The organism is Streptomyces sp. NPDC001410, assembly GCF_042895235.1.
GTDB lineage: Bacteria > Actinomycetota > Actinomycetes > Streptomycetales > Streptomycetaceae > Streptomyces.
Genome location: NZ_JBIAWE010000011.1, coordinates 338027 through 359651, shown reverse-complemented (window position 1 = coordinate 359651; position 21625 = coordinate 338027). Strand labels below are relative to the sequence as shown.

Below are 21625 nucleotides of genomic sequence, written 5' to 3'. Positions count from 1 at the left end.
CCTCATAAGCCGACGACTCACCAGTGAATCCACTCCGAACTGGCGCGACACCTGAACCTCGAACCAAACAACCTCGCCGGGACAAAACACTCTTTGAGTAAACTCCTAGAGGTCCTAGGATTGTCCCTAGGTATCCAAGGAGGTGTCAGATGGCCCGTGCGGGACTCACCGTCGACCGACTGGTCGCGGCCGCCGCCGACCTCGCCGACGAGGCGGGCTTCGAGAACGTCAGCCTGTCCGCGCTGGCCCGGCACTTCGGGGTGAAGGACGCGAGTCTGTACTCGCACGTCCGCAACCTGAACGACCTGCGCACCCGGCTCGCGCTGCACGCGGGCGGCGAACTGATCGACCGGATCGCGGCGGCCGTGGCGGGCCGGGCCGGGAAGGACGCGCTGGCCGCGTTCGCGGGCGCGTACCGGGCGTACGCGCTCGACCACCCCGGCCGGTACGCGGCCACCCAGATCCGCATCGACCAGGCCCTGATCGCCGACTCCCCCGCCATGCGCCGCACGGCAGAGATCACCTACGGCATGCTGCGCGCCTACGGCCTCGACGAGCCGGACCTCACGGACGCCGTACGCCTGCTGCGCAGCACCTTCCACGGCTACTGCGCCCTGGAGTCGGCGGGCGGCTTCGGCGCGGCCCGGGACGTACAGACCTCCTGGGACAAGGCGGTCGACGCCCTGCACCTCGCCCTCACGCACTGGCCCCGGGAGAAGAGGAACGATGACTGAGCCTGAGCCCCTGTCCTACGACGTAACGGGCAGCGGTCCCGTCCTCCTGCTCGTGCCGGGCGGTGCCGGGCACCCCATGGGGTTCGGCCCGCTCACCGAGCGGCTGGCCCGCCGCTTCACCGTGGTGACGTACGACCCGCTGGGCCTCGCCCACGGCCGGCTCGGCCTGCCGGTCCCGGACCAGCACCCGGCGGACTGGAGCGAGGGGGCGCACCGGGTACTGGAGGCGGTGCTGCCCCCGGACGAGCAGGCGTACGTGTTCGGGACCAGCTCCGGCGGCATCGCCGTCCTCGACCTGCTCGCCCGGCACCCGCGACGCCTGGCGCACGTGGTGGCGCACGAGCCGCCGTGTGTGACGGTGCTGCCGGACGGCCGGGAGCGGCGGGAGGAGCTGATCGGGCAGCTGGACGGACCCGGACGGCCACCGGCCGAGGGCGCCGACGCAACTCCCATGGGCGTCTTCCTGGCCCACGTCCTACGCCCGTTCTCCGCCTACGTTCCCTCTCCCACCTCCCCGGAACGCCGCCTCACCCTCGGTGTCGGCACCGAATCACGCGGCCAACTATTGGGTGACACGGCCGAGTTGGTCGCGACCCGGCTCAGCATCCCCCTGATGGACTTCCCCGGCGGGCATCTCGGCACCCTGGATCACCCCGTGGAGTTCGCCGACGCCCTCGCCGACACGCTCCTCTCCAGCGCGCACACCTCGTCGTAGGAGGGTGTCGTACCGCCGGGCACCCGCCCCGCCGCGATGTTGGCCACAGCGTCCAGAGCGGCACCGAGCGCCCGCCGGTAGAGCAGCGAGCCGAGGCTGATGCGCCGGACGCCGAGGTCGGCAAGCTGGGGCACGGCGGGCCCGGCGGGCGAGTACAGGACGTTGAGCGGGGCGTCGACGCACCGGACGACGTCCGCGATCCGGCCGGGGTCGGTGAGCCCGGGCACGAACACCCCGTCGGCGCCCGCCTGTCGATAGGCGTCGAGACGGCGCAGGGTGTCCGTCTCGACGCCGTCGCCCAGCCAGTACGTGTCCGTACGGGCGTTGACGAACAGGCCGGGCACGGCGGCCTTCACTGCGGCGATCTTCGCGGCGTGCCGGGCGGTCGGCCCGAGCCCGTCCTCCAGGTTGATGCCGACGGCCCCGACGGCCCACAACTCATGTGCCAGCTCGGCGACTTCGCCGGGATCGTCGGAGAACCCGTCCTCGGCGTCGACGGAGAGCAGGTACGGCTCCGAGCCGAGGGTGAGGGCGAGGCGCAGGGTGTGTTCCCGGGTCGCCGCCTCGCCGTCGGGCAGTCCGACGGCCGCCGCCACGGCGAGACTGGTCGTGCCGATCGCGGAGAACCCGCGCGCCGCAAGCACGGCGGCCGAGGCGTGGTCCCAGGCGTTGGGCAGGAGCAGGGGCTCGCCGGGGCGGTGGTGGAGTGCGGCGAAGGATGTCACGGCAGGCACTGCGGTCTCTGCGGTCATACGCCCACGCTAGGGGCGGGACGTTTCGGCGCCAGCCGAACTGTGCCGTCGGCCGCCGTCCCGTGTACCACGCCTCGCTCTACCGGGCCCTACGCCCCGCGCTCGGCGGCACTGCGCTCCACGCAGAACTCGTTGCCCTCGGGGTCGGCGAGGAGCGCCCAGCCGGTGCCGTCGGGCTTGCGGTGGTCGTGGACCAGGGTGGCGCCGAGGGCGAGCAGCCGCTCGACCTCCTCGTCACGGGTGCGGTCCTGCGGCTGGAGGTCCAGGTGGACGCGGTTCTTGACGGTCTTGGGTTCCGGCACGGTCACGAAGAGCAGGCCGGCGGCCTCGATCAGAGCCTCCGGATCCCCCGGATTGTCGTCCTCGTGCAGGGGCTGGCCCAGGGCCTGGGACCAGAAGCTGCCGAGGGCGTAGGCGTCGGCGCAGTCGATCGTCACGTGCCGGATCTTGGAAGTCATGCCTCGGATTCTGCTGGGCACCCCCAGAAATGCAAACGAGTTAGGCAACCTTTCGCGGCCCGGCGGCCACCGAAGGGCATGACATCTGCACGACGCACGACACGTCACCGCCGCGTCCGAGTGGCGCGCAAGCCCGCCATCGGCGCCCTCGCGGCCGCCGGACTGCTCGCCGGCGCGTGGTACGCCACCCCCGACCTCACCGTCACCACCACGACGGTGAACCTGAGCGCCAAGTACCCGTACCTGTCCGCCGGTTACAACAACACCCGGGAGGCGGGGCGTCACCGACCACGACGACCCTGCGGATCGCCCGTATCACCCCCTGAGCTTGAGCGCACCTTTTCGGCACTCTCATTTGGGGAGATCCCGTGTAGCTGCGTTCCCGCAGCCCTTGGACCCCGGTTCCCTCAATGCCTGGCGGGTAGATGTACGGAGCGTGAATCGCTCCGCGGAGATTCTCAAGATCTGGCCGTCGAGTGTGCAATAGAGAACGAAGGAGCGGCCGCTCTTTCCTAGGAATGTCAGCCCTTGTGTTGGGATAGTGACGGGACTTGACGCAACAGACACGATTTCTGCGACTGGCTGCGCTCGAACATCGAAGAACAAGAGTCCCAGTCGCAGGCCTGTGACGGGTTGGCCTGCTGCGCCACGCTTGCCGGCCGCCTCCATGAAGTGCTCGCCGATAAGCCCGGCAGAGATCAAGATTGCGAAGATGGCAGCTAGCGCGGTAAAGTAAGCAGGGAGTGGCAGTTCATCGAACTTGCAGTCCCTCCCATGTTTTCCCTTAAGGATATTTTTCCAGATCCAAAGGACCACGGAAATACCGACAGCCAGTGCGACGGCAACGGTAATAATGAAACCCCATGAACGCGTCAAAGTGTCCGAATATGACAGCTCAACATCCCCCGAGGTGATGCCGAATTCCGTGTAGAACTCGTCATACATTGCTGCAAGGAGGCCAAAGAAACACAGGCCCGCAATTGCACCGACAGCAGACCAATGGCGCAGGGCCACCCATGCGCCCAGGGAGCTGTCCGACGAACGGCGTCCGTGTTTGGGCCCATCACCCTGTGCGGAATCACGTCTGTCTGTCATGTTTGCGGCGCTACCCGCAGTCGGCCTCGTCTTCCCGCTTGGGTCTGCCTGGTCACCCGCATGGCTGATCAGCCATGCCCTGGCTTGGTCCGCCCTGGCTCGGGGCGGCCGAGCCAGGAGATGAAGAGTCCGTCGGGATCCCATGTGGTGCGGAGGTCGTCGAGGCGTTGGAGGTTGTCGTCGGTCACGAAGCGGTAGGGGCGGTTGATCAGGTTCTCGTCGGCCAGTTGGATGCCGCTGGCGTACGGCTCCCAGGCGCGCATGTGCTCGGTCACCCAGTCCGTGTACTTCTGGTCGTCGGCCGGGTCGGACCAGGCCGCGTACAGCCCGTAGTAGAGCTCGTCCTCCACCGAGAAGGCCATCGGCGGGCGTTCGGGCTGTCCCTCGTATCCTGCCCAGTTGTAGAGCACCATGTGTGAGGGGGCGGGAGGCCAGGTCTTCAGCATGGCCTCGAGGTTGGGCCAGAGGTCGTCGAAGGAGGCGTGGGTCCACATGTTGTCGGCGAGATAGTGCTTGGTCTCGTCGTAGTGCGGATCGGTGCCGAGCCGGCTCAGGGTACTGGTGTCCGTCACCTCGTAGAGCCGTGTGGTGAGCACCTGAGCGCGCGCCGGGCAGGACTCGAAGACCGACAGCTGCTCCCTGGCCTCCTCCTCGGTGTCGGTGAAGGCGGTGGCGTTGAGGGAGATGAGCGGCTCGTCGTTGGTCATCGGGTCGCGGTTGCACATGAGATTGATCTCTGCGGGCGTCTGACGGCCGATCTCGTGCACGAAGCCGTAGACGTCCCTCGCGGCCGAGGCGGGCCAGAAGTAGCCACTGTTCATCGTGGTGCGCTTGCGCGGGTAGAGCTTGACGTGGAACCGGGTGACGACGGCGAAGAAGCCGGGGCCGGCGCCTCGGGCGGCCCAGAGCAGGTCGGCGTTCCGGGTCTCGTCGGCGTGGATCCGCTCGCCGTCGGCGGTGACTGCGTCGATGCCGGTGACTGACATGCAGGCCGGTCCGTAGTCCCGTCCGGCCCAGGCGAATCCGCCCTGCAGCAGGTAGCCGCCGATGGAGACGCCCGTGCAGTGCCCCGTGGGGAAGAACAGGTTCTTCTCCGCCAGCATGGAGTTGAGCTCCGACCCTTTGATTCCGGGCTGGGCGGTGCCGGTCATCGCCTCCTTGTCGACGGTCACACGGCGCAGATTGGAGAGGTCGATCAGTACCGTGCCGTCGCGCAGATGCGACCCGGACCAGCTGTGGCCTCCGGAACGCACCGCGATCTGCAGGCCCTCTTCCCTGGCCAGCTTCACCGCTCCGACGACATCGTCCTCGTTGTTCGCCAGCACGATCACCTCGGGGTAGCGGTCCGGAACCCCCGAGTGCCAGCAGGCCTGACGGCGCAGGCTCTCGTAGCGGTAGTCACCGCGCCGCAGCACCCTGCCCTCGATGTGGTTTGCCATGTCCGTTCCCTTCCGAGTTTCATGCACATCACGTGCCGCCCGAACCCCAGGGCACATGGCATCCGGCCTGTTCACGCCTGTTCACGGCGTCTGAACTCGTCGAAGATGTCCGGGAGAAAGCCGGCGAGATGGTTCATCTCCTGCGAGCAGTGCACGACCATGGCGCGGGCCTGGCCGTCTCCGAGATGTCTCACACCTTCCGCGACCTTTTCGAGTTCACCGGTCAGGGAGGCTCCTCCGCAGGGGGCGACGTGTTTCCCGCCCATCCAGAAACGCGAACGCATCTCGGCGCCACTGTTCACCCGACGCACATAATGGACCAGATGACCCCAATCAAGCGGCACGTCGGAGAATCCCACTCTGCCGCAGATCACGGTCGCCTTGTCCGGATCGAGCATGTCGTCGCTGAATCCCAGACTGCTGGGAAGGACAAAACGAATAGCGAGCCGGCCGAGCACATTGCCGACGTACTCATCCACGAACGAGGTGCCGCCGACATACCTTTCACGGTAGGGAGCGCTCTGGTCCGCCGTGCCGCCGGACCATTCCGCGTACAGGTGGGCACGCGGATACCACAGCTTGTACCGCTCGGTCTCTGTGGCGTGCCACCAGAACCACCAGTCCACCATGTCCGGGGACACCCTCGGCAGATGAGTCAGTGTCGCGATGTGCATGGAGCCGTCGTCGAAGAGGCTGTATCCGTTCTCGAGCTCCTGGTATCCGGCATCGCTCAGTGTTCCCGCGTTGTCCAGGTCCAGACACAACGGGGGCGCCTGCGGGCCGAGATCGATCGCCTCCTTGATGTGCTCCGGCAGCGGAGCCATCACCGGGTTCCAGTACTTCGCATACCACTTGCTGTCGAGTTCGCCGGGCCGCATTCCCAGATGGGTCCGGCGGCCGGGATCGGGCCGTGTTTCCGTCATCGGTCGGCCTTCAGCAGGTCGGGGTCACGGCGTCGGAGGACTTGAGAGAGCACCCGCCACGCTCTGGTCTGCGTCGAACCGTTCCAGGAGGCGTAGACGACGCTGTTCCCGTTGTCGGTCTTCGCCGCTGCGCTGGGCGGATAGAACCAGACGGGATCGCCGGAGTTGTCGGAGATCAGTGCCCCCGTCTGACCTACCACCGCGGTGCCGATGGCATAGGGGCCGACGAAGATCTCGCCGGGGCCGTCCCAGGCTCGTGCGCGGTCACCGTGACCCGCTGGGGTGAAGGTCCGGCTCGGAGACGAAGCTCCATACGTCGCTGCCCGACATGATCGGTGGCGGGGTGGTCGCGCTGCCGGTCGGGGGAGCGGGCTCCGTCGCGCGCAGCTGCGGCGGGTCCGGCCGCGGACTCGCCGCGGCAGGAGGCGGGCAGCTCGCGAAGGCGAACCCCACGGCGATCACGCAGGCCCCTGCTGTACGGCTCACTCCTCCTCTCGCGCTGCCAGCCCCCCGTTGACGCTCCGCCATCTCCTGTCTCCTTACGACCCTTGCGCCTCCGCCCGAAACTCATGAGCTGTTGCCCTCTGGCGACGCTAGGCATAACCGCCGGCTTGCGCCTGCTGAAAGCCGGTGCGGTGGGCCATTCGGACGCGGCGGGCGCGTGCGCACTGCCCCACGTGGGCGTGGCCGGGGGCCACCAACCCGTCGCTGCCGGTCGCGCAGATGACGGCGCTCCTGGACCGCGCGGGCGTCTCGGGCTGGGCGCGTCGGGTGTCGCCGAAGCCGTCGAAACCTCAGGTCAGACCATACGTACGCGCCAGGGTAGGACTCCAGACCGCTGACAGCGCCAGACCACGCCTGCCCCTGGTCGCCGGCCTTCTTGACCCACGGGTCGATGCTGGGTCGTCCGCGTCAAAGGCGTGGCGCAGGGGGGTGTAGTCGTCGGAGAGGTCCCGGTCGAGCTGCTGATGGAGCTGATCGGCTGGCAGCCCGACGGCGTTCTGCGCCCGGCCGAACAGGTTAGGTCCGTCCTTGCGCAGGCATCAGCGGCCACACACTGATCCCCGCGCAGCTGTTCAGCCGCTTTGGTGTCATAGCCGTCGTAGGAATCCCCGACCAGGCTTGCACCATCCCGGCGCGAAAGGCCGGCGAGGTCGGGTCGGACGGTGAGGCCGGCGACGACCGCGACGGCGGTCAGCAGAAGGACGACCCGGGCAACCAGCCCCGACCGTCAATGCCTTGGTATGAGGGATCTTCGTGATCTGTAACGCAACAGAGCATCACCTTCTCCTTCAGAAGGTACGCGCCGGACGGTCGGCCGAACAGCCGGGGAGCAGTGCATCGCCGCACAGAGGCGACCGCCTGCGCCGCGGGGAGGGCGAGCAGCAGCTCGGCCTCCCCGTCGTAGTCCTGCGCCACGAAGATCAGCAGGGCCTCACCACCCACGACGCCCCCGCGGATCCCCCGCCCGAAGCCCTGAACCGGAAGTTCCTGACCTCGCCCGAGACCGCCCAGCGCACGCTCAGTTCGTAGTCCCCCCGCACCTTCACAGTCGCCAGGTCCCGGAGGGGCAGGGGGTCGGGGTGCCTGGTGAGCCGGGCGAGGGCGACGAACAGGGTGGGGGTGTCGCCGGTCGTGCCGGAGAGGGGGAAGCCGTCCGACAGGCTGTGGATGGGGACGAGTTCGGCCTGCTCGTCCTTCCAGGGCACCCATCCGGTGACGTGCACCTCGGTGCCGGGTTCCGCTCCCGCCACCAGATGGGCCCGCACCTCCACCGCGCCGTCGGCGACGACGAGGCTGGTCACCTCCGCCCCGGAGCCCACCGTGTACCGGGAGGCCGCCCAGTTCTCCCCCACACCGAGGGGCACGATTCCCGTGCGGACCGGGTCGCCGCCGACCATGACGGTGTTGTCCGGCAGGGACCCGAGGGGCCGCGTGACCGTGGAGTACGCGAACCGCGTGTAGTACGGGTCGTAGCGGATGTCCTCGCTGCCGTGGTTGTGGAGGCGGACCACACCGTCCGAACGGGTGGACTGCAGAAGCCAGTTGGGACCCGCGATCGGTGTCACCGCGTCTGCCCGCTCCGTCGGGCCCGGCTCCTCGACCACCGTCCAGACTTCGTGGTCGGGAGGCAGCAGGAGGCCGAGGAATCCCTTGCTGGCCCAGTACGGGGACGCAGGTCCCGAGTAGGTCTGCAGGATGGCCTCGTCGGGGCCGTGCCAGCCGAGTGTCAGCAGGCCGTCGGCGTCGACGGCGCCGCGGTCCAGGAAGTACTTCAGTGCTCCGGAGGCCAGCCGTCGTGTCTCGCCCGCCGCAAGGGGCGTACGGCCCGTGAGCGCGCCCAGCCACAGCGGGGCCGCGGTCGCGAAGCGGTACGTCAGCGAGCGGCCCTGGTGCATGGGTGCGCCGTCGCCGCCGAACAGGCGGGCATAGTCGGCAAGATGGCGTTCGAGGCGGCCGCCGTACAGCTCCAGCAGGTCGGGGTCGTCGGCCAGCCAGGCGTGCAGCACCGGATACAGGTGCATGGCCCAGCCGTTGTAGTAGTCGTACTTGCGGCCGTCGCCGTCGGTGTACCAGCCGTCGCCGACGTACCAGTCCTCGATGCGCTCCAGGCCGCGGTCGATCGCCTTGCGGGCGGCCTCGGGTGCGTGGCCGATCTCCGCGAGGAAGCCGCCCACGGTGACCGGGAACAACTCCCAGTTGCAGGGCCAGGGTTCGGCGGTGAGCGCGTCCGTGAGCCAGGTCGCCGTCCGCTCCCGCACGGACTGGTCCAGGCGGTCCCACAGCAGGAGGCGGGTCAGCCGCAGGGCGAGGGCGATCGAGGCGGCCTCGACCAACGGCTGGCTGCGGTCGGCGACCTGCGGCCAGACGCCGCCGGGGCCGGCCGCCAGGCCCTCGGCGTAGCGGCCGAGCGCGGTCTCGTCCCGGCGGAAGGCCGCCAGCAGGAGGGTCCGGGCGTATCCCTCCAGGCCGTCGGAGAGGTGGCCCGCGTGGCTCACATGGTCGCCGGGGAGGTGGTAGAGGGCGCGGTCGGCGGTGGCGTAGGGCTCGACGGCGGCGAGCAGGGAGTCGGCGGCTGCCTCCCAGTGGGCGCGGGTGTAGCCGGTGTACGGGCTCGCGGAGCGGTCGGCGGCGGGCAGTTCGATCACGGGGGCATTCCTTCCTGGCGGGCCTGGAGACCCGGGATCCTGGTGGGCTTGGAGACCGGGGAACCTGGCGGGCCTGGCGCGCCCGCGATCTGGCGGGCCTGGCGCGCCCGGGATCCGGCGGGCCTGGCGCGCCCGGGATCCGGCGGGCCTGGGACGCCCCGGTTCCGGTCGGGGCGCCCCAGGAGTTCATCCCACCCGCACCCTGCCTTCAGGCACCAGACGCCGGGCGAGGAGTTCGTCGCGGACCAGCCCGGCGTAGACGGTGGCGCCGTGCACGGAGGTGTGCGTGTTGTCCCGCTTCTCGTTGTAGAGGTAGAGGGCCTTGGAGCCCTCGACACCGAGGGACTCGACCAGCGCCTTGGTCTTCGCCGTGAGGTCGATCAGCGGGACGCTCTCGGCGGCGGCGACGGAGCGGATGACGGCCGGGTGGTCGACACCGAGACCGTTGACCAGCAGTGCGGTGTTGTTGTTCAGGGTGCCGTCGGCGTTGAACCAGCGGCGCACGATCGGGGTCACGAGCACCGGTTCGCCGCCCCGGTCCCGGATGCCGGCCACCAGGGTCCGGAGGTTCGCCCGGTAGGTCGCCTCGTCGGTGGTCTTGTCGTTGTGGGCGAGCTGCACGAGGACGAGGTCGTCGGGGCGGATCAGCGGCTGGACGGTGGCCCACAGCTGCGGGTTCTGCAGGTAGGTGACCGTACTCTCCCCGGAGTCCGCGTAGTTGGCGACGGAGACGCCCTTGCGGAGGTACTGCGGGAGCTGCTGGCCCCAGCCGGAGTACGGGTCGCCGGGCTGGTCGCAGACCGTGGAGTCGCCGATCAGGATGATCTGCCGGGCGTGCCGGGCCGGGGTGACCCGGATGCCGACGAGGGCGGGGGCGGAGCCGCCGAGGGTGAGGTCGAGGCCGGGGGTGCCGTCGGGGCCGGTGGGTTCACCCTCGGGGGTGCGGACGTTCACGGTGAAGCTGCGGACGACCCGCTCGCCGGCCGCGACGGCGGTCTCCGGGAGCAGGGAGCGGCGGGTCTCACCGGCGACACTCGTGCTCGACGCCGCCTCACCGCCGAGGGTCACCCGGACGTCGTACGTGCCCGGCGGGACGTCGAAGTGACAGGCGGTCGCGGTGCAGTGGTCGATGCCGAGCGGCTGGTCGCCGCGGGCGTGTGCGGGTGTCGCGGTCAGCATGGCGCCCAGGGCGGTCGCCACCAACGCGGCGGCTTTGACACGTCTCATCGCGGCTCCCCCATCGGTCGAACCTCGGCCGACCCGAGACCGTACCCCTTTCGGCAAGCGCTTTCTAGGCTTTGGAAGGTTTTCCCGCGATTGCCAACTCAATGCATGCGAAAGCCCTTTCGCGAAATCAATTCGACTGCCACCCTGCCAACACCGCACCCCCATGGCTTCCGAAGGAGGCACCCCCCATGTCCGGATCCGGCAGCAGCATGGTCCGACGCCGTACCTTCGTCCTCGGCTCTGCGGCCGGGGCCGCCTCGGCCGCGCTGGCCGACCCACTCGCCGGCTCCGCGGCAGCGGCCGGCTTCGGCTGGTCGGACGACGGTTCGAACTACGTCGTCGACACCGGCGCGAGCCTCGTCTTCAAGGTCAGCAAGACCAACGGCGACCTGACCTCGCTGGTCTACAAGGGCACCGAGTACCAGGGCTACGGCGGCAAGAACTCACACGTCGAATCCGGCCTCGGCACCTCGACGGTGACGATCGGTCAGTTCGGTTCGACGATCCTGATCTCGGTCACGTACGGCACTCTCAAGCACTACTACGCGGCCCGCAGTGGCGAGAACAACGTCTACCTGTGGACCAACAAGGCGGACACCTCGGTGAGCGCCACCCGCTACATCGTGCGCGTCAAGGCGGGACTGTTCCTGAACGACGAGCCGGACTCCTACACGTACACGACCAGCACCATCGAAGCCTCGGACGTGTTCGCGAAGCCCGACGGGCAGACGCGGTCCAAGCACTACTCGAAGCTCCGGGTCATCGACTACGACTACATCGGCTGGACGAGCGGCAGCGTCGGCCTGTGGATCGTCCGCAGCAACCACGAGAAGGCCTCCGGCGGCCCGTTCTACCGCTCGCTGCTGCGCCACCAGAGCGCGGACGGCGGCGGCCTGTACGAGATCCTGTACTACGGCGAGAACCAGACGGAGGACCAGCGCTTCGGACTCCAGGGCCCGTACGTCATCGCCTTCACGGACGGCGGTGCGCCCTCCTCGTCGCTGTACCACGCGAACCTCACCACCTCGTGGGCGGACTCTCTCGGCATCTCCGGATACGTCGGCGCGAGCGGGCGGGGCCGGGTGGCGGGTGTCGGGATATCCGGTCGGAACACGGCGTACGCGTACACGGTCGGGCTGGCCAACTCGGCTGCGCAGTACTGGGGTTCGGCGCGTTCCTCGGACGGCTACTTCTCCATCGCGGGGGTGCTGCCCGGGACGTACACCCTCACCGTCCACAAGGGCGAACTCGCCGTCTACTCCACCTTGGTGACGGTCACCGCCGGCGGGACGACCACCCTCAACACCATCACCGTCCCGTCCTCCAACGACCCCTCCAACGCGACCGCGATCTGGCGCATCGGCGACTGGAACGGCAGCCCGAGCGGCTTCAAGAACGCCGACCTGATGACGTACGCGCACCCGTCGGACGCACGGGCCGCATCCTGGACCGGCAACGTGGTGATCGGCAGCGGCAGCGAGACGTCCGCCTTCCCCTGCTACCTCTGGAAGGACGTCAACAGCGGCCTGCTGGTCTACTTCAAGCTGACCGCGGCCCAGGCCGCCGCCGCGCACACCCTGCGGATCGGCGTGACGACGGCCTACGCCAACGGCCGCCCGCAGATCACCGTCAACGACACCTGGACCTCGGCGATCCCCTCCCCGCCCACCCAGCCGAGCACCCGGTCCCTGACCGTGGGCTCCTACCGGGGCAACAACCACACGTTCACCTACAGCGTGCCGGCGAGCGCCTGGGTCACGGACACCGGCCAGTACAACGTGCTGAAGATCAACGTGGTGAGCGGCTCGGGGACGGCGAGCTATCTCAGCGCGGGCACGGCGATCGACGCGATCGATCTGCTGGCCTGATCCCGGCACCCCTGTGTCACCGGTGGCCGCACAGGGCTTCCAGCCGCTTGGCCGCCCCGCGGAAAAGCCTGTCGATGTGGTGCCGACTCGCCTTCAGCAGCAGGTGGACGGGAGGGGTGGGATCGATGGCGAGGGTCCAGGTGACGGTCGTACTCGTGTCTGCCGAGGGCGTCAACGTCCACTCTTCCACCAGAGCCGAGACGCCGGGTGCGTTGGATTCCTGGGCGCAGTAGGCGAAGCGCCTGCCAGGGTCCCACGCGATGATCCGTTCGCGGGCCCGGATCACCCGGTAGAGGCGGAAGTAGCGCAGGGAGTCCACGCCGTAGGGGGGTGAGCCCTCGTAGTGGAGTTCGTTCGCCGGGGCGAACCAGCGCGGCCAGTTCTCCGGATGTTCGGCAAGCTGCTCGAAGATCGCGTCGGCAGAAGCGCGTAGCTCCTCGGTGCAGGTCTGGCGGAAGGGGGCGCGTTCGGTGAATCCGAGGTCTTCGGCACGCAGCTGGTGGGTCATGGTGTCTCGGCCCCTTCCCGTGTCGGCTCGACGCAGGCGCGCGGGATCGTTCAGGGCACCGCTGTCGTCCTCATCGTCGCCTGGTACAGGAGGGCTTTCAGCACGTGTACGGCCGATGGGATGACCTGGGGTGCGGCCAGGTCTATGTGTCATGCCTGACCGGGGACGTTTTCCCTGGTAGGCGCCGTCGTCGTGCGGCGCCGAGAGACACGAGGGAGACACCGCGGATGGCGATTCCGTTCAAGGGCGTGATCCAGGAGGACATCCGGCAATCGGTGCCGGACTGGGAACCGTACAAACAGCCGCAGCCCCCGGACGGTGCGCCGAACGTGCTGTACCTGGTGTGGGACGACATCGGCTTCGGCACCTTCGACATCTTCGGCGGGCTGGTGGAGGCGCCGGCGATGCGGCGGCTCGCCGAGATGGGGGTGAAGTTCACCAACTTCCACACCACCGCCCTGTGTTCCCCGACCCGTTCGTGTCTGCTGACGGGGCGGAACGCGACCAGCAACGGCATGGCCTGCGTCGCGGAGATGACCAGCGGCTTCCCCGGCTCCAACGGCCGGATCCCGTTCGAGAACGCGAGCCTGGCCGAGGTGCTGGTGGAACGGGGCTGGAACACCTACGCCCTGGGCAAGTGGCACCTGGTCCCCTCGGACGAGGCCAACATGGCGTCGTCGAAGCGGCACTGGCCGCTGGGCCGCGGATTCGAGCGCTTCTACGGCTTCCTCGGCGGCGAGGCCGACCAGTGGTACCCCGACCTCGTCTACGACAACCACCCCATCGAGCCGCCGGCCACCCCGGAGCAGGGCTACCACCTGTCGAAGGACCTCGTGGACCGGACCATCGAGTTCATCCGGGACGCCAAGGTGATCGCCCCGGAGAAGCCCTGGTTCACGTACTTCTGCCCGGGCGCGGGCCATGCTCCGCACCACATCTTCAAGGAGTGGGCCGACAAGTACGCCGGGAAGTTCGACGACGGCTACGAGGCCTACCGCCGCATGACGCTCCAGCGGCAGATCGAGCTGGGGATCCTGCCCGAGGGCACGGAGCTGACCCCGATCAACCCGCACGGGGAACCGGAGGCCACCGGGCCCTCCGGGCAGCCCTGGCCGGCCACGGACTTCGTCCGCCCGTGGGACTCGCTGAGCGACGACGAGAAGCGTCTGTTCGCGCGGATGGGCGAGGTCTTCGCCGGATTCGTCTCCTACACCGATGCGCAGATCGGGCGCCTGCTGGACTACCTGGAGGAGTCCGGGCAGCTGGAGAACACGATCATCGTCGCGGTCTCGGACAACGGTGCCAGCGCCGAGGGCGGTCCGAACGGCTCGATGAACGAGATGAACTTCTTCAACGGCGTGCCCGACGACATGGCGGAGAACCTGCGCCACCTCGACGAGATGGGCAGCCCGAAGACGTACAACCACTACGCGAGCGGGTGGGCGTGGGCGTTCAACGCCCCGTTCAAGTACTGGAAGCGGTGGGTGTCGTACGAGGGCGGCATCGCCGACCCGATGATCGTCGCCTGGCCCAAGGGCATCAAGCAGAAGGGCGAGACCCGGCACCAGTACGTCCATGCCATCGACATCGTGCCGACCATCTACGACATGCTCGGCATCACGCCCCCGAGCGTGGTCAAGGGCTTCGAGCAGAGCCCCATCGAGGGGGCCAGCTTCCGCAAGGTGATCGAGGACGCACAGGCGCCCGCGCCGCGGCAGACGCAGTTCTACACCATGCTCGGCACGCGCGGGATCTGGCACGACGGCTGGCACGCCGCGACCGCGCACCCGCCGGCACCGTCCAACTGGAGCCACTTCGAGCAGGATGTCTGGGAGCTGTACGACCTGCGCGAGGACCGCTCGGAGAACCGGGATCTGGCTGCCCAGAACCCCGAGAAGCTCGAAGAGCTCAAGCGTCTGTGGTCGGCGGAGGCCGAGAAGTACCACGGGCTGCCGCTGGACGACCGCAGCCCCGTGGAGATCCTGAACACGCCCCGGCCACAGCTTTCCAAGCCTCGTGACCGGTACGTCTACTACCCGGGCTGTGCCGACGTCCCCGAGGTGGTGGCGGTCAACATCCGCGGACGCTCCTACGCCGTCGTCGCCGACGTACGGCTGGACACGCCCGAAGCCCGCGGAGTGCTCTTCTCCCACGGCGGACGCTTCGGCGGCCACAGCCTGTACCTCATGGACGGGCATGTCCACTACGTCTACAACTGGCTCGGCCGCATGGAGCAGAAGGTCAGCTCGCCGGGGCCGGTCAGCACTGGGGACCACACGTTCTCGGTGGTGTTCCGGGCCGGCGAACGTGACCAGCAGGGCAGCACGCACGGGACGCTCACCCTCTACATGGACGACCGCCAGGTCGCCCAGTCCGACATCAAGACCCAGCCCGGGAACTTCTCCCTGGTCGGAGAGGGCCTGGCGGTCGGCCGCGACACCAGCCAGCCGGTCTCCGGCGACTACGGCCCGCCGTTCGAGTTCCTCGGTGGCACGATCCGTCAGGTGGTGGTCGACGTCAGCGGAGAGCCCTTCGCGGACGTGGAGAAGGAACTCATCGGCATGTTCCACCGCGACTGACGGCAGCCTCGGGCGTCGGGTCCCTCAGCGAGTGCCGAGGGGCCCGGCGTCCGCGACACAGCGGAAACCCTGGTGCCCGGTACTGCTGTCGGGGGTGCTGGAGCTGCGGGCGGCCACCCGGTAGCGACGGCAGTAGGAAGCGTGGCAGAGATACGAGCCGCCGCGGATCACCCGGGCCGTGCCGAACGCCGGACCGGCAGGGTTCTCGCGAGGGCTGCGCGCGTAGTAGTCCGGCGCGTACCAGTCGGCGCACCACTCCCACACGTTGCCGCACGCGTTGTACAGGCCGTGGCCGCCGGGTGGGTAGGCGGTCACCGGGGCGGTGCCGTACCAGCCGTCGGGGCGGGTGTGGTGGTCGGGGAAGCGGCCCTGCCACACGTTCATCCGGCGCTCCCCGCCAGGCTCCAGCTCGTTCCCCCAGGGGAACACGGCCTGCTCAAGGCCGCCGCGGGCGGCGTACTCCCACTCCCCCTCGGTCGGCAGACGCCTTCCCGCCCAGGCGGCGTACGCGGAGGCGTCGTTCCACGACACGTGCACCACGGGGTGATCAGCGCGGTCGGCGAGGTCGGAGCCCGGCCCCTCGGGGTGCCGCCAGCAGGCACCGTGCACCTGACGCCACCAGGGGGCCGCGGCGACGGCCCGGGTGTCGGGGAAGCCGGGCGGCAGCAGCCCGGCGAAGACGAAGGACCAGCCGTACCGCTCGGCCTCCGTGACGTATCCGGTAGCGGCCGTGAAGGCGCCGAAGTCGGCATTGGAGACGGCACATCGGTCGATCCAGTACGGGCCCAGGGACACCTCGTGCACCGGGCCCTCGCCGTCCCCGGGGACCGTCCAGGGGTCCTGAGAGCCCATCAGGAAGGTCACCGACTCCAGACGCACCATGCCCGCTCGGTCAAGGTCGGCTCCGGGACCGGACGCTGATTCAACCGGCGCTACGGCAGGCCCCTGCCGCGACGGGCCACAGCAGACAGAACGCACCTCACTGTCGGACGGCATCCGGCCTCCAAAGGGAATCGACCGCTCCGATTCTGGGGCAGCGGCGCAGGGGTGCACGTGACGACACGGCGGCCGTCAGCGCGTCCGCAGTACGGCGTAGGCCTCTCGTACGGTGGGAAACGCGCGCATCTGACGAGTGGCGCCGTTTTCGTACGGGTTGGCTCGCAGGGTGGCCAGAACCGTGTTCCGAGCGCGCGCGAGGACCAGTTCGCAGTGGTGCTCCCGCAGGTCGGCGGTGAGCCGGGCCAGGACCTCCGCCCCGGTGGCGTCCACGTGGAACACCGCTTCGGCGTCCAGCACCACATACCGCGGATAGGGCGACCGGGCCGCCGCCAGGGTCAGGATCCGCCGGTGGACACGGTTGGCATTGGCGAAGAACAGCGGAGCATCCACCCGGTAGATCAGCACTCGGGTGTCGGCGGACTCGTCCGGAGCGGCTTCACGTGGCTCCCCGTCTTCGGTGACGGTGAGCACCATGTCGTGGGGCCAGGCGACGCGGCGGAGCAGTTGCAGCAGCGCGAGGATGACGGCCACCAGCAGCCCGTGCAGCACACCGAGGCCAAGGACGGCGACCATGGCAGCCAGAGCGAGCAGGGCTTCCGCACGCCAGCCCCGCCACAGTTCCTTGAACCCGGCGACGTCGATGAGACGCGACGCCGACACGATGACGACCGCGGCCAGCGTCGTCTTCGGTAGCAGCGCGATGACCGGTCCCGTGGTCAGCAGGGCGACGACCACGAAGCCGGCGCAGGCCAGCTGGTACAGCTGGGAGTGCGCCCCGGCGCTCCGGGCGGTGAGGGTGCGCTGGGTGCTGGCCATCGGCGCGAAGCCACCGATGAAGCCGGAGGCCGCGCTGGCGGTTCCGATGGCGACCGACTCTCTGACCAGGGAAACCTGTCCGTCCGAGGGCCCTGTCCTGCGCAGTACGGCCACGCCTTCGATGGACGCGACCATGGCAATGCCGGCCGCGGTGGGAAGCAGCTCCCAGACATCCCGGGTGCTCACGTCCGGCCAGGCCGGGACGGGCAGGCCACCCGAGACCCCACCGGTCAGCGCCACGCCGTGACCGGCCAGGTCCGCCACGGCCGACACGACGATGGCGGCCGCGCACACCACCGGCGTCGGGGCGGCACGCAGCACGGGCGCGGTGCGCAGTGCCTTCTTCAGGACGATGAGCGCGACCAGTGAAGCCACCCCCACCACGGCGGTCACCACGTGCACCGTGTCCAGATGCGTGAGCACCTGCCACAGCTTCACCATGGGCCGGTTGCTGGAGACGTGGACGCCGAGCAGCGTGGGCACCTGACCGGCCATGATCTGTACGGCCGTACCCGCCAGGTACCCGAGCACCACCGGTCCCGACATGAAGGTGGTGAGCCCCCGCAGCCGCCCCGGGAGCAGCAGGAGAACACCGGTGAGCAACGCCAGACATGCGGTCAACGCCACCACCCGGTGCGCGTCACCGCCGGCCCGGCCGCTCACCGCCGCGTAGGTCATGATCGCCGTGGTCGAGGACGGACCGACGGCCACCAGGCGGGTGGAGGTCACCAGGGCGAACACCACCGTCGCCGCCACGGTGGTGTACAGGCCGACGACCGGATGCAGCCCCGCCACCTGCCCGTACCCCAAGGCCTGCGGCACCAGGGTCACCGCGACAGCGAACCCGGCGATGACATCCCCACGCACGCCGCGCCATGAGTAGCTCCGCAGTTGCCCCAGCAGCGGAACCACGTCCGTCACAGATACCCGACGTGCCGTCACCGGGGCATTCTCGGCAGCACGGGTGCATACCCGACGGTGCGACACTGCGTGTCAGGGCAAGGTTCGCCACTGCGGCGGAGCCCCGCGCCTCTCGTGGGCCACGTGACCCCCTACCCGACGGCTCGGTCTCAGCGGCGGTGGAAAGGTTGCCCATGGGCACAGTGGGCAGGTGAATTGTTGCCGCTCACGTCGAAGTCGGCGCAGGTGAGAAACAGGTAGTTGAACTTGCCGAGGAGGAAAGCCAAGACTCCGACGATGATGGTGGCGGCAACGGCTCCCAGACGCTGGAACACCGGGAGTGCGGCGTAGTCGGGCACGAGGATCCTTGAGAGCAGCCACGTCAGCATCGGGGCACCCACCAGCGTGAGCAGTGCCTCGGCGTAGTGGAGGTAAGGAAAACCGTGGCTCTTGGGTGTCGCGGCGGCCAGGACGATCCAGATGGAGGGCAGCAACAGGGCCACCCAACCACCCCAGGGCACAGAGCCCCTGCGGCGCAGAATCGCCCCCGAGAGCAGCACCGCCGTGGCCACCGCCCAAAGGGTCAGCACGTTGTCGAAGAAGACAGCGTTGTACGCGCCCAACGTGAAAGCGGGCCACCAGACGACGAGCGTTCCGCCCACGGCCGCGGCCGCGATGGCCCGGAGTGTGGGGTCGATCTCCCGCATACTTCGTTGCCGCCCCGAGTCCGGGGCAGGGGGTGGTTGCTCAGCCATACGGTGTGCGTCCCCGATGACGAGAGCGCACACCACACTTTCACCGGTTCGGATCAGTAGCCACCATGTGCGCCGGCTCCGCCGGTCGTACCGATGCCGTGAGGTCGCGACGGTCGACTAACCTCGGGTCCACTGCTGGTTCGTACCCCCGTTGCAGGTATACGTGATGATCGCCGTGGAGTTGGCGGTGGACGCCCCGGTCACGTCCAGGCACTCGCCGCTCGCGCGGGCCTTGATGTTCACGTAGGAGCCGGAGGTCACGACCGACCACTGCTGGGTGGTGGCGCCGGTGCAGTTCTCCTGGGTGACGGTGGAGGTGTTCTCCTGTAGGCACAGGGAGCTGCCGCGGCCCAGCAGTGCGTAGTAGCCGTTGCCCAGGTTCTTGAACCACCACTTCTGGTTGGCGCCGCCGTTGCAGGTGTACTGGGTGATGGCGATCCCCTGCCAGAGGGACTGGCTCGGCACGTCGGCGCACTTGGAACTGTGCCGTGCGACCAGGGTGTTGTAGGTGGCGCTCGTGCCGGTGACCGTGCCGGTGGTGGTGTCGAGCGTGACCTCCGGGGACCAGGACAGGGACATCGAGGTGGAGGTCGGGAAGGTGAGCGGCAGCCACACGTACCGGGAGTCGTTGACGGTGCCGCCGAAGGAGTTGCCCCAGCGGTCGCCCATGTAGAGGTATGAGGTGCCCGAACTGCCCTGCACGGGAAGGACGTACGCGGTCTGGGAGCCGTAGGCGGTGGAGTCGCCGACGTTCGTCCACGCGGTCCAGGGGCCGGCGAGGGAGGTGGCGGTGGCGTACTGCTGCTGGTTGGGGTTCCAGCCGGTGGCGCCCGAGGTCAGCATGAAGTACACGCCGTTCCGCTTGAACAGCGCCGGTGCCTCGCGGTGGCCGCCGGGCCAGGGGTTGGCGAGCAGGCTGTCGATGCCGGTGTAGTCGGCGGTCAGCCGGTAGATGTTCAGGTCGTAGTTGTTGTTGGCGGCCGAGACCATGTAGGCGGTGCCGTCGCTGTCGACGTAGGTGGTCAGGTCGCGGGACATGTGCTGGCCGAGCGGGCGGAAGCTGCCCTGGTAGGTGTAGGTGCCGTCGACCGTGCCGGAGACGGCGACGGCGGCGCTGGCCTCGCTGTAGTCGACGCCGTTCTCCTTGTGCATCCACATGACGAACTTGCCGGTGGACGCGTTGTAGATGACCTTGGGGCGCTCGATGTAGGCGGTGGCCAGCTCCGCGGCGGAGGACTGGGACAGGACGTGGCCGCGGAACTCCCAGCTCTTCAGGTCGGTGGAGCGGTAGGCGTCCACGTAGCGGAAGGTGTTGTCGGAGTTGCGGTCCTCGCCGAACCAGTAGTAGTACGAGCCGACCTTGATGACCCCGCCGCCGTAGGCGTGCAGGGCGTTGCCCGAAGTGTCCGTGAACCGGGTGCCGTTGGTGATCGTCTGCGGTGCCGCCTGGGCGGGCCCCGCGGTCGCCAGGGCCGCGGCGAGCGCACAGCACAGGGCGAGCAGGATCGCGTACGCGCGTCTCATCTCACGCACTCTCCTTCACGGTGTCGGCGACGGGGACGCCGAAGTCCGGGGTGCCGTCCGGCTTCCAGCCGAGCTTCTGGATCCGGGTGTGGCGGTTGGGGTCGTGCAGCGGGTCGCCGGTGATCTCCTTGTACTGGCGGGCGTGGTAGACGAGGACGTCGCTGTGCCCGTCCTCGGCGACGGTGAAGCAGTTGTGGCCGGGCCCGTACTGCTTCGTCGTGTCGTTGCTGGTGAAGACCGGCGCCGGGGACTTGGACCAGTTCGCCGCGTTCATCAGGTCGCTGTCCGCGTCGGCGGTGAGCAGGCCCATGCAGTAGTGGTGGTCGGTGGCGCTGGCCGAGTAGGTGAGGAAGACGCGGCCGTGGCGCTGAAGGACGTACGGGCCCTCGTTGACCTTGTAGCCGACGCACTCCCAGTCGAACTCCGGGGTGGACAGCCTGACTTGTGGGCCGGTCAGCGTCCAGGGGTTGGCCATCCTCGACATCCACAGCGCGGTGTTGTTGTCCATGCCGGGCTCGTGCTGGGCCCAGACGAGGTAGCGGGTGCCGCGATGCTTGAAGGTGGTGGCGTCCAGGGAGAAGGTCTCCCAGGCCGTCCTGACCTGCCCCCGCTCCACCCAAGTCCCCTGGAATGGATCTGGGTTGGCGTTCTCCAGCACCCAGATGCGGATCGCCCACACGTCCTCGGCGGGTGCGGAGGCGAAGTAGATGTACCACTTGCCGCCGATCCGGTGCAGCTCCGGCGCCCAGATGTGCGCGCCCATCGGACCGGCGGCGTGCGCCCGCCAGATGACCGACTCGGCGGCCGCGGCCAGTCCGTTCAGGGTGCGGGAGCGGCGCAGGACGATGCGGTCGTACTCGGGGACGGTCGCGGTGAAGTAGTACCGGCCGTCGGTGTGGCGGGTGATGTGGGGGTCGGCGCGCTGGAGGACGAGGGGGTTCACGAAGGGGGCCGCCTCGTGGGACGTGGACGAGGACGGGGACGTGGACGGGGACGTGGACGGGGACGCCAGTGCCGGGGGCGCGGAGGTGGCTGCCAGGGCGCCTGCGGCTGCGGCGCCCTTCAACAGCAGGCGGCGGGTCGGGGGGTGGGCAAGGTGGGGGTCGCGGCTCATGCGGGCTGCCTCTCGGTGGGGAGAGCGGGGAGGAGAGCAGGGAGGAGATCGAGGGGGTTCGATATCGCGA

18 protein-coding genes are annotated in these 21625 nt (G+C 69.0%); 4 read left to right on the top strand and 14 right to left on the bottom strand.

Annotation, left to right across the window (positions count from 1 at the left end):
• Positions 1-149 precede the first annotated feature (149 nt).
• On the top strand, positions 150-734 hold the full coding sequence (locus tag ACFY3C_RS25830) for a TetR/AcrR family transcriptional regulator (RefSeq protein WP_390772410.1): 585 nt from the start codon (positions 150-152) through the stop codon (positions 732-734).
• Positions 727-1449, top strand: a complete 723-nt coding sequence (locus ACFY3C_RS25825; RefSeq protein ID WP_390772409.1) for an alpha/beta fold hydrolase — start codon at positions 727-729, stop codon at positions 1447-1449. The genes ACFY3C_RS25830 and ACFY3C_RS25825 overlap by 8 nt, the downstream gene beginning before the upstream one ends.
• On the opposite strand, the gene ACFY3C_RS25820 is transcribed toward ACFY3C_RS25825, so the two are convergent.
• From ACFY3C_RS25820 to ACFY3C_RS25785, 8 genes are all read right to left on the bottom strand, one after another.
• Positions 1383-2201 carry an isocitrate lyase/phosphoenolpyruvate mutase family protein gene (locus ACFY3C_RS25820; RefSeq protein WP_390772408.1) on the bottom strand — a complete coding sequence of 273 codons (819 nt, stop codon included), beginning with the start codon at positions 2199-2201 and terminating at the stop codon, positions 1383-1385. The genes ACFY3C_RS25825 and ACFY3C_RS25820 overlap by 67 nt on opposite strands.
• Before the next feature lie 89 nt (positions 2202-2290).
• Positions 2291-2659, bottom strand: coding sequence for a VOC family protein (locus ACFY3C_RS25815; protein ID WP_390772407.1), 369 nt, complete (start codon positions 2657-2659; stop codon positions 2291-2293).
• A 351-nt stretch (positions 2660-3010) separates the two neighbouring features.
• Positions 3011-3754 (bottom strand): hypothetical protein, encoded by a 744-nt coding sequence (locus tag ACFY3C_RS25810; RefSeq protein ID WP_390772406.1) that lies wholly within the window; start codon positions 3752-3754, stop codon positions 3011-3013.
• Positions 3755-3822: 68 nt separating this feature from the next.
• A complete protein-coding gene (locus ACFY3C_RS25805; RefSeq protein ID WP_390772405.1) occupies positions 3823-5193 on the bottom strand; it encodes an FAD-binding oxidoreductase in 1371 nt (456 codons plus the stop codon).
• Between the two features lie 71 nt (positions 5194-5264).
• Positions 5265-6116 carry a DAPG hydrolase family protein gene (locus ACFY3C_RS25800; protein WP_390772404.1) on the bottom strand — a complete coding sequence of 284 codons (852 nt, stop codon included), beginning with the start codon at positions 6114-6116 and terminating at the stop codon, positions 5265-5267.
• Complete coding sequence (locus tag ACFY3C_RS25795; RefSeq protein WP_390772403.1) at positions 6113-6316, bottom strand: hypothetical protein; 204 nt, start codon at positions 6314-6316, stop codon at positions 6113-6115. Before ACFY3C_RS25795 ends, ACFY3C_RS25800 begins: the two co-directional genes overlap by 4 nt.
• 1224 nt (positions 6317-7540) lie before the next feature.
• Positions 7541-9262 carry a DUF2264 domain-containing protein gene (locus ACFY3C_RS25790; protein WP_390772417.1) on the bottom strand — a complete coding sequence of 574 codons (1722 nt, stop codon included), beginning with the start codon at positions 9260-9262 and terminating at the stop codon, positions 7541-7543.
• A gap of 189 nt (positions 9263-9451) precedes the next feature.
• Positions 9452-10492, bottom strand: coding sequence for a rhamnogalacturonan acetylesterase (locus tag ACFY3C_RS25785; protein WP_390772402.1), 1041 nt, complete (start codon positions 10490-10492; stop codon positions 9452-9454).
• A 188-nt stretch (positions 10493-10680) separates the two neighbouring features.
• Between ACFY3C_RS25785 and ACFY3C_RS25780 the strand changes: the two genes are divergently transcribed.
• Positions 10681-12360: a rhamnogalacturonan lyase B N-terminal domain-containing protein gene (locus tag ACFY3C_RS25780; RefSeq protein WP_390772401.1), complete on the top strand. Its 1680-nt coding sequence runs from the start codon at positions 10681-10683 to the stop codon at positions 12358-12360.
• 16 nt (positions 12361-12376) lie between these two features.
• Here the strand turns inward: ACFY3C_RS25780 and ACFY3C_RS25775 are convergent, their stop codons facing one another.
• Entirely contained in the window at positions 12377-12868 is a 492-nt protein-coding gene (locus tag ACFY3C_RS25775) for an SRPBCC family protein (RefSeq protein ID WP_390772400.1), read from the bottom strand.
• Positions 12869-13095: 227 nt separating this feature from the next.
• Between ACFY3C_RS25775 and ACFY3C_RS25770 the strand changes: the two genes are divergently transcribed.
• Positions 13096-15447, top strand: coding sequence for a sulfatase-like hydrolase/transferase (locus ACFY3C_RS25770; RefSeq protein ID WP_390772399.1), 2352 nt, complete (start codon positions 13096-13098; stop codon positions 15445-15447).
• A gap of 24 nt (positions 15448-15471) precedes the next feature.
• Here ACFY3C_RS25770 and ACFY3C_RS25765 read toward each other — a convergent pair whose 3' ends face one another.
• From ACFY3C_RS25765 to ACFY3C_RS25745, 5 genes are all read right to left on the bottom strand, one after another.
• Positions 15472-16329 carry a formylglycine-generating enzyme family protein gene (locus ACFY3C_RS25765; protein ID WP_390772398.1) on the bottom strand — a complete coding sequence of 286 codons (858 nt, stop codon included), beginning with the start codon at positions 16327-16329 and terminating at the stop codon, positions 15472-15474.
• Between the two features lie 189 nt (positions 16330-16518).
• On the bottom strand, positions 16519-18204 hold the full coding sequence (locus tag ACFY3C_RS25760; protein WP_390772397.1) for a SulP family inorganic anion transporter: 1686 nt from the start codon (positions 18202-18204) through the stop codon (positions 16519-16521).
• Positions 18205-18332: 128 nt separating this feature from the next.
• Entirely contained in the window at positions 18333-18869 is a 537-nt protein-coding gene (locus tag ACFY3C_RS25755) for a hypothetical protein (protein WP_390772396.1), read from the bottom strand.
• 165 nt (positions 18870-19034) lie between these two features.
• Positions 19035-20441, bottom strand: a complete 1407-nt coding sequence (locus tag ACFY3C_RS25750; RefSeq protein ID WP_390772395.1) for an RICIN domain-containing protein — start codon at positions 20439-20441, stop codon at positions 19035-19037.
• 1 nt (position 20442) lies between these two features.
• Complete coding sequence (locus ACFY3C_RS25745; RefSeq protein WP_390772394.1) at positions 20443-21555, bottom strand: family 43 glycosylhydrolase; 1113 nt, start codon at positions 21553-21555, stop codon at positions 20443-20445.
• Positions 21556-21625: the final 70 nt, after the last annotated feature.

Bases quoted from the DNA above. Each gene is read 5' to 3' on its own strand.
- ACFY3C_RS25830 (WP_390772410.1), top strand. From the start codon at position 150: ATGGCCCGTGCGGGACTCACCGTCGACCGACTGGTCGCGGCCGCCGCC.
- ACFY3C_RS25825 (WP_390772409.1), top strand. From the start codon at position 727: ATGACTGAGCCTGAGCCCCTGTCCTACGACGTAACGGGCAGCGGTCCC.
- ACFY3C_RS25820 (WP_390772408.1), bottom strand. From the start codon at position 2,201: ATGACCGCAGAGACCGCAGTGCCTGCCGTGACATCCTTCGCCGCACTC.
- ACFY3C_RS25815 (WP_390772407.1), bottom strand. From the start codon at position 2,659: ATGACTTCCAAGATCCGGCACGTGACGATCGACTGCGCCGACGCCTAC.
- ACFY3C_RS25810 (WP_390772406.1), bottom strand. From the start codon at position 3,754: ATGACAGACAGACGTGATTCCGCACAGGGTGATGGGCCCAAACACGGA.
- ACFY3C_RS25805 (WP_390772405.1), bottom strand. From the start codon at position 5,193: ATGGCAAACCACATCGAGGGCAGGGTGCTGCGGCGCGGTGACTACCGC.
- ACFY3C_RS25800 (WP_390772404.1), bottom strand. From the start codon at position 6,116: ATGACGGAAACACGGCCCGATCCCGGCCGCCGGACCCATCTGGGAATG.
- ACFY3C_RS25785 (WP_390772402.1), bottom strand. From the start codon at position 10,492: ATGAGACGTGTCAAAGCCGCCGCGTTGGTGGCGACCGCCCTGGGCGCC.
- ACFY3C_RS25780 (WP_390772401.1), top strand. From the start codon at position 10,681: ATGTCCGGATCCGGCAGCAGCATGGTCCGACGCCGTACCTTCGTCCTC.
- ACFY3C_RS25775 (WP_390772400.1), bottom strand. From the start codon at position 12,868: ATGACCCACCAGCTGCGTGCCGAAGACCTCGGATTCACCGAACGCGCC.
- ACFY3C_RS25770 (WP_390772399.1), top strand. From the start codon at position 13,096: ATGGCGATTCCGTTCAAGGGCGTGATCCAGGAGGACATCCGGCAATCG.
- ACFY3C_RS25765 (WP_390772398.1), bottom strand. From the start codon at position 16,329: ATGGTGCGTCTGGAGTCGGTGACCTTCCTGATGGGCTCTCAGGACCCC.
- ACFY3C_RS25755 (WP_390772396.1), bottom strand. From the start codon at position 18,869: ATGCGGGAGATCGACCCCACACTCCGGGCCATCGCGGCCGCGGCCGTG.
- ACFY3C_RS25750 (WP_390772395.1), bottom strand. From the start codon at position 20,441: ATGAGACGCGCGTACGCGATCCTGCTCGCCCTGTGCTGTGCGCTCGCC.
- ACFY3C_RS25745 (WP_390772394.1), bottom strand. From the start codon at position 21,555: ATGAGCCGCGACCCCCACCTTGCCCACCCCCCGACCCGCCGCCTGCTG.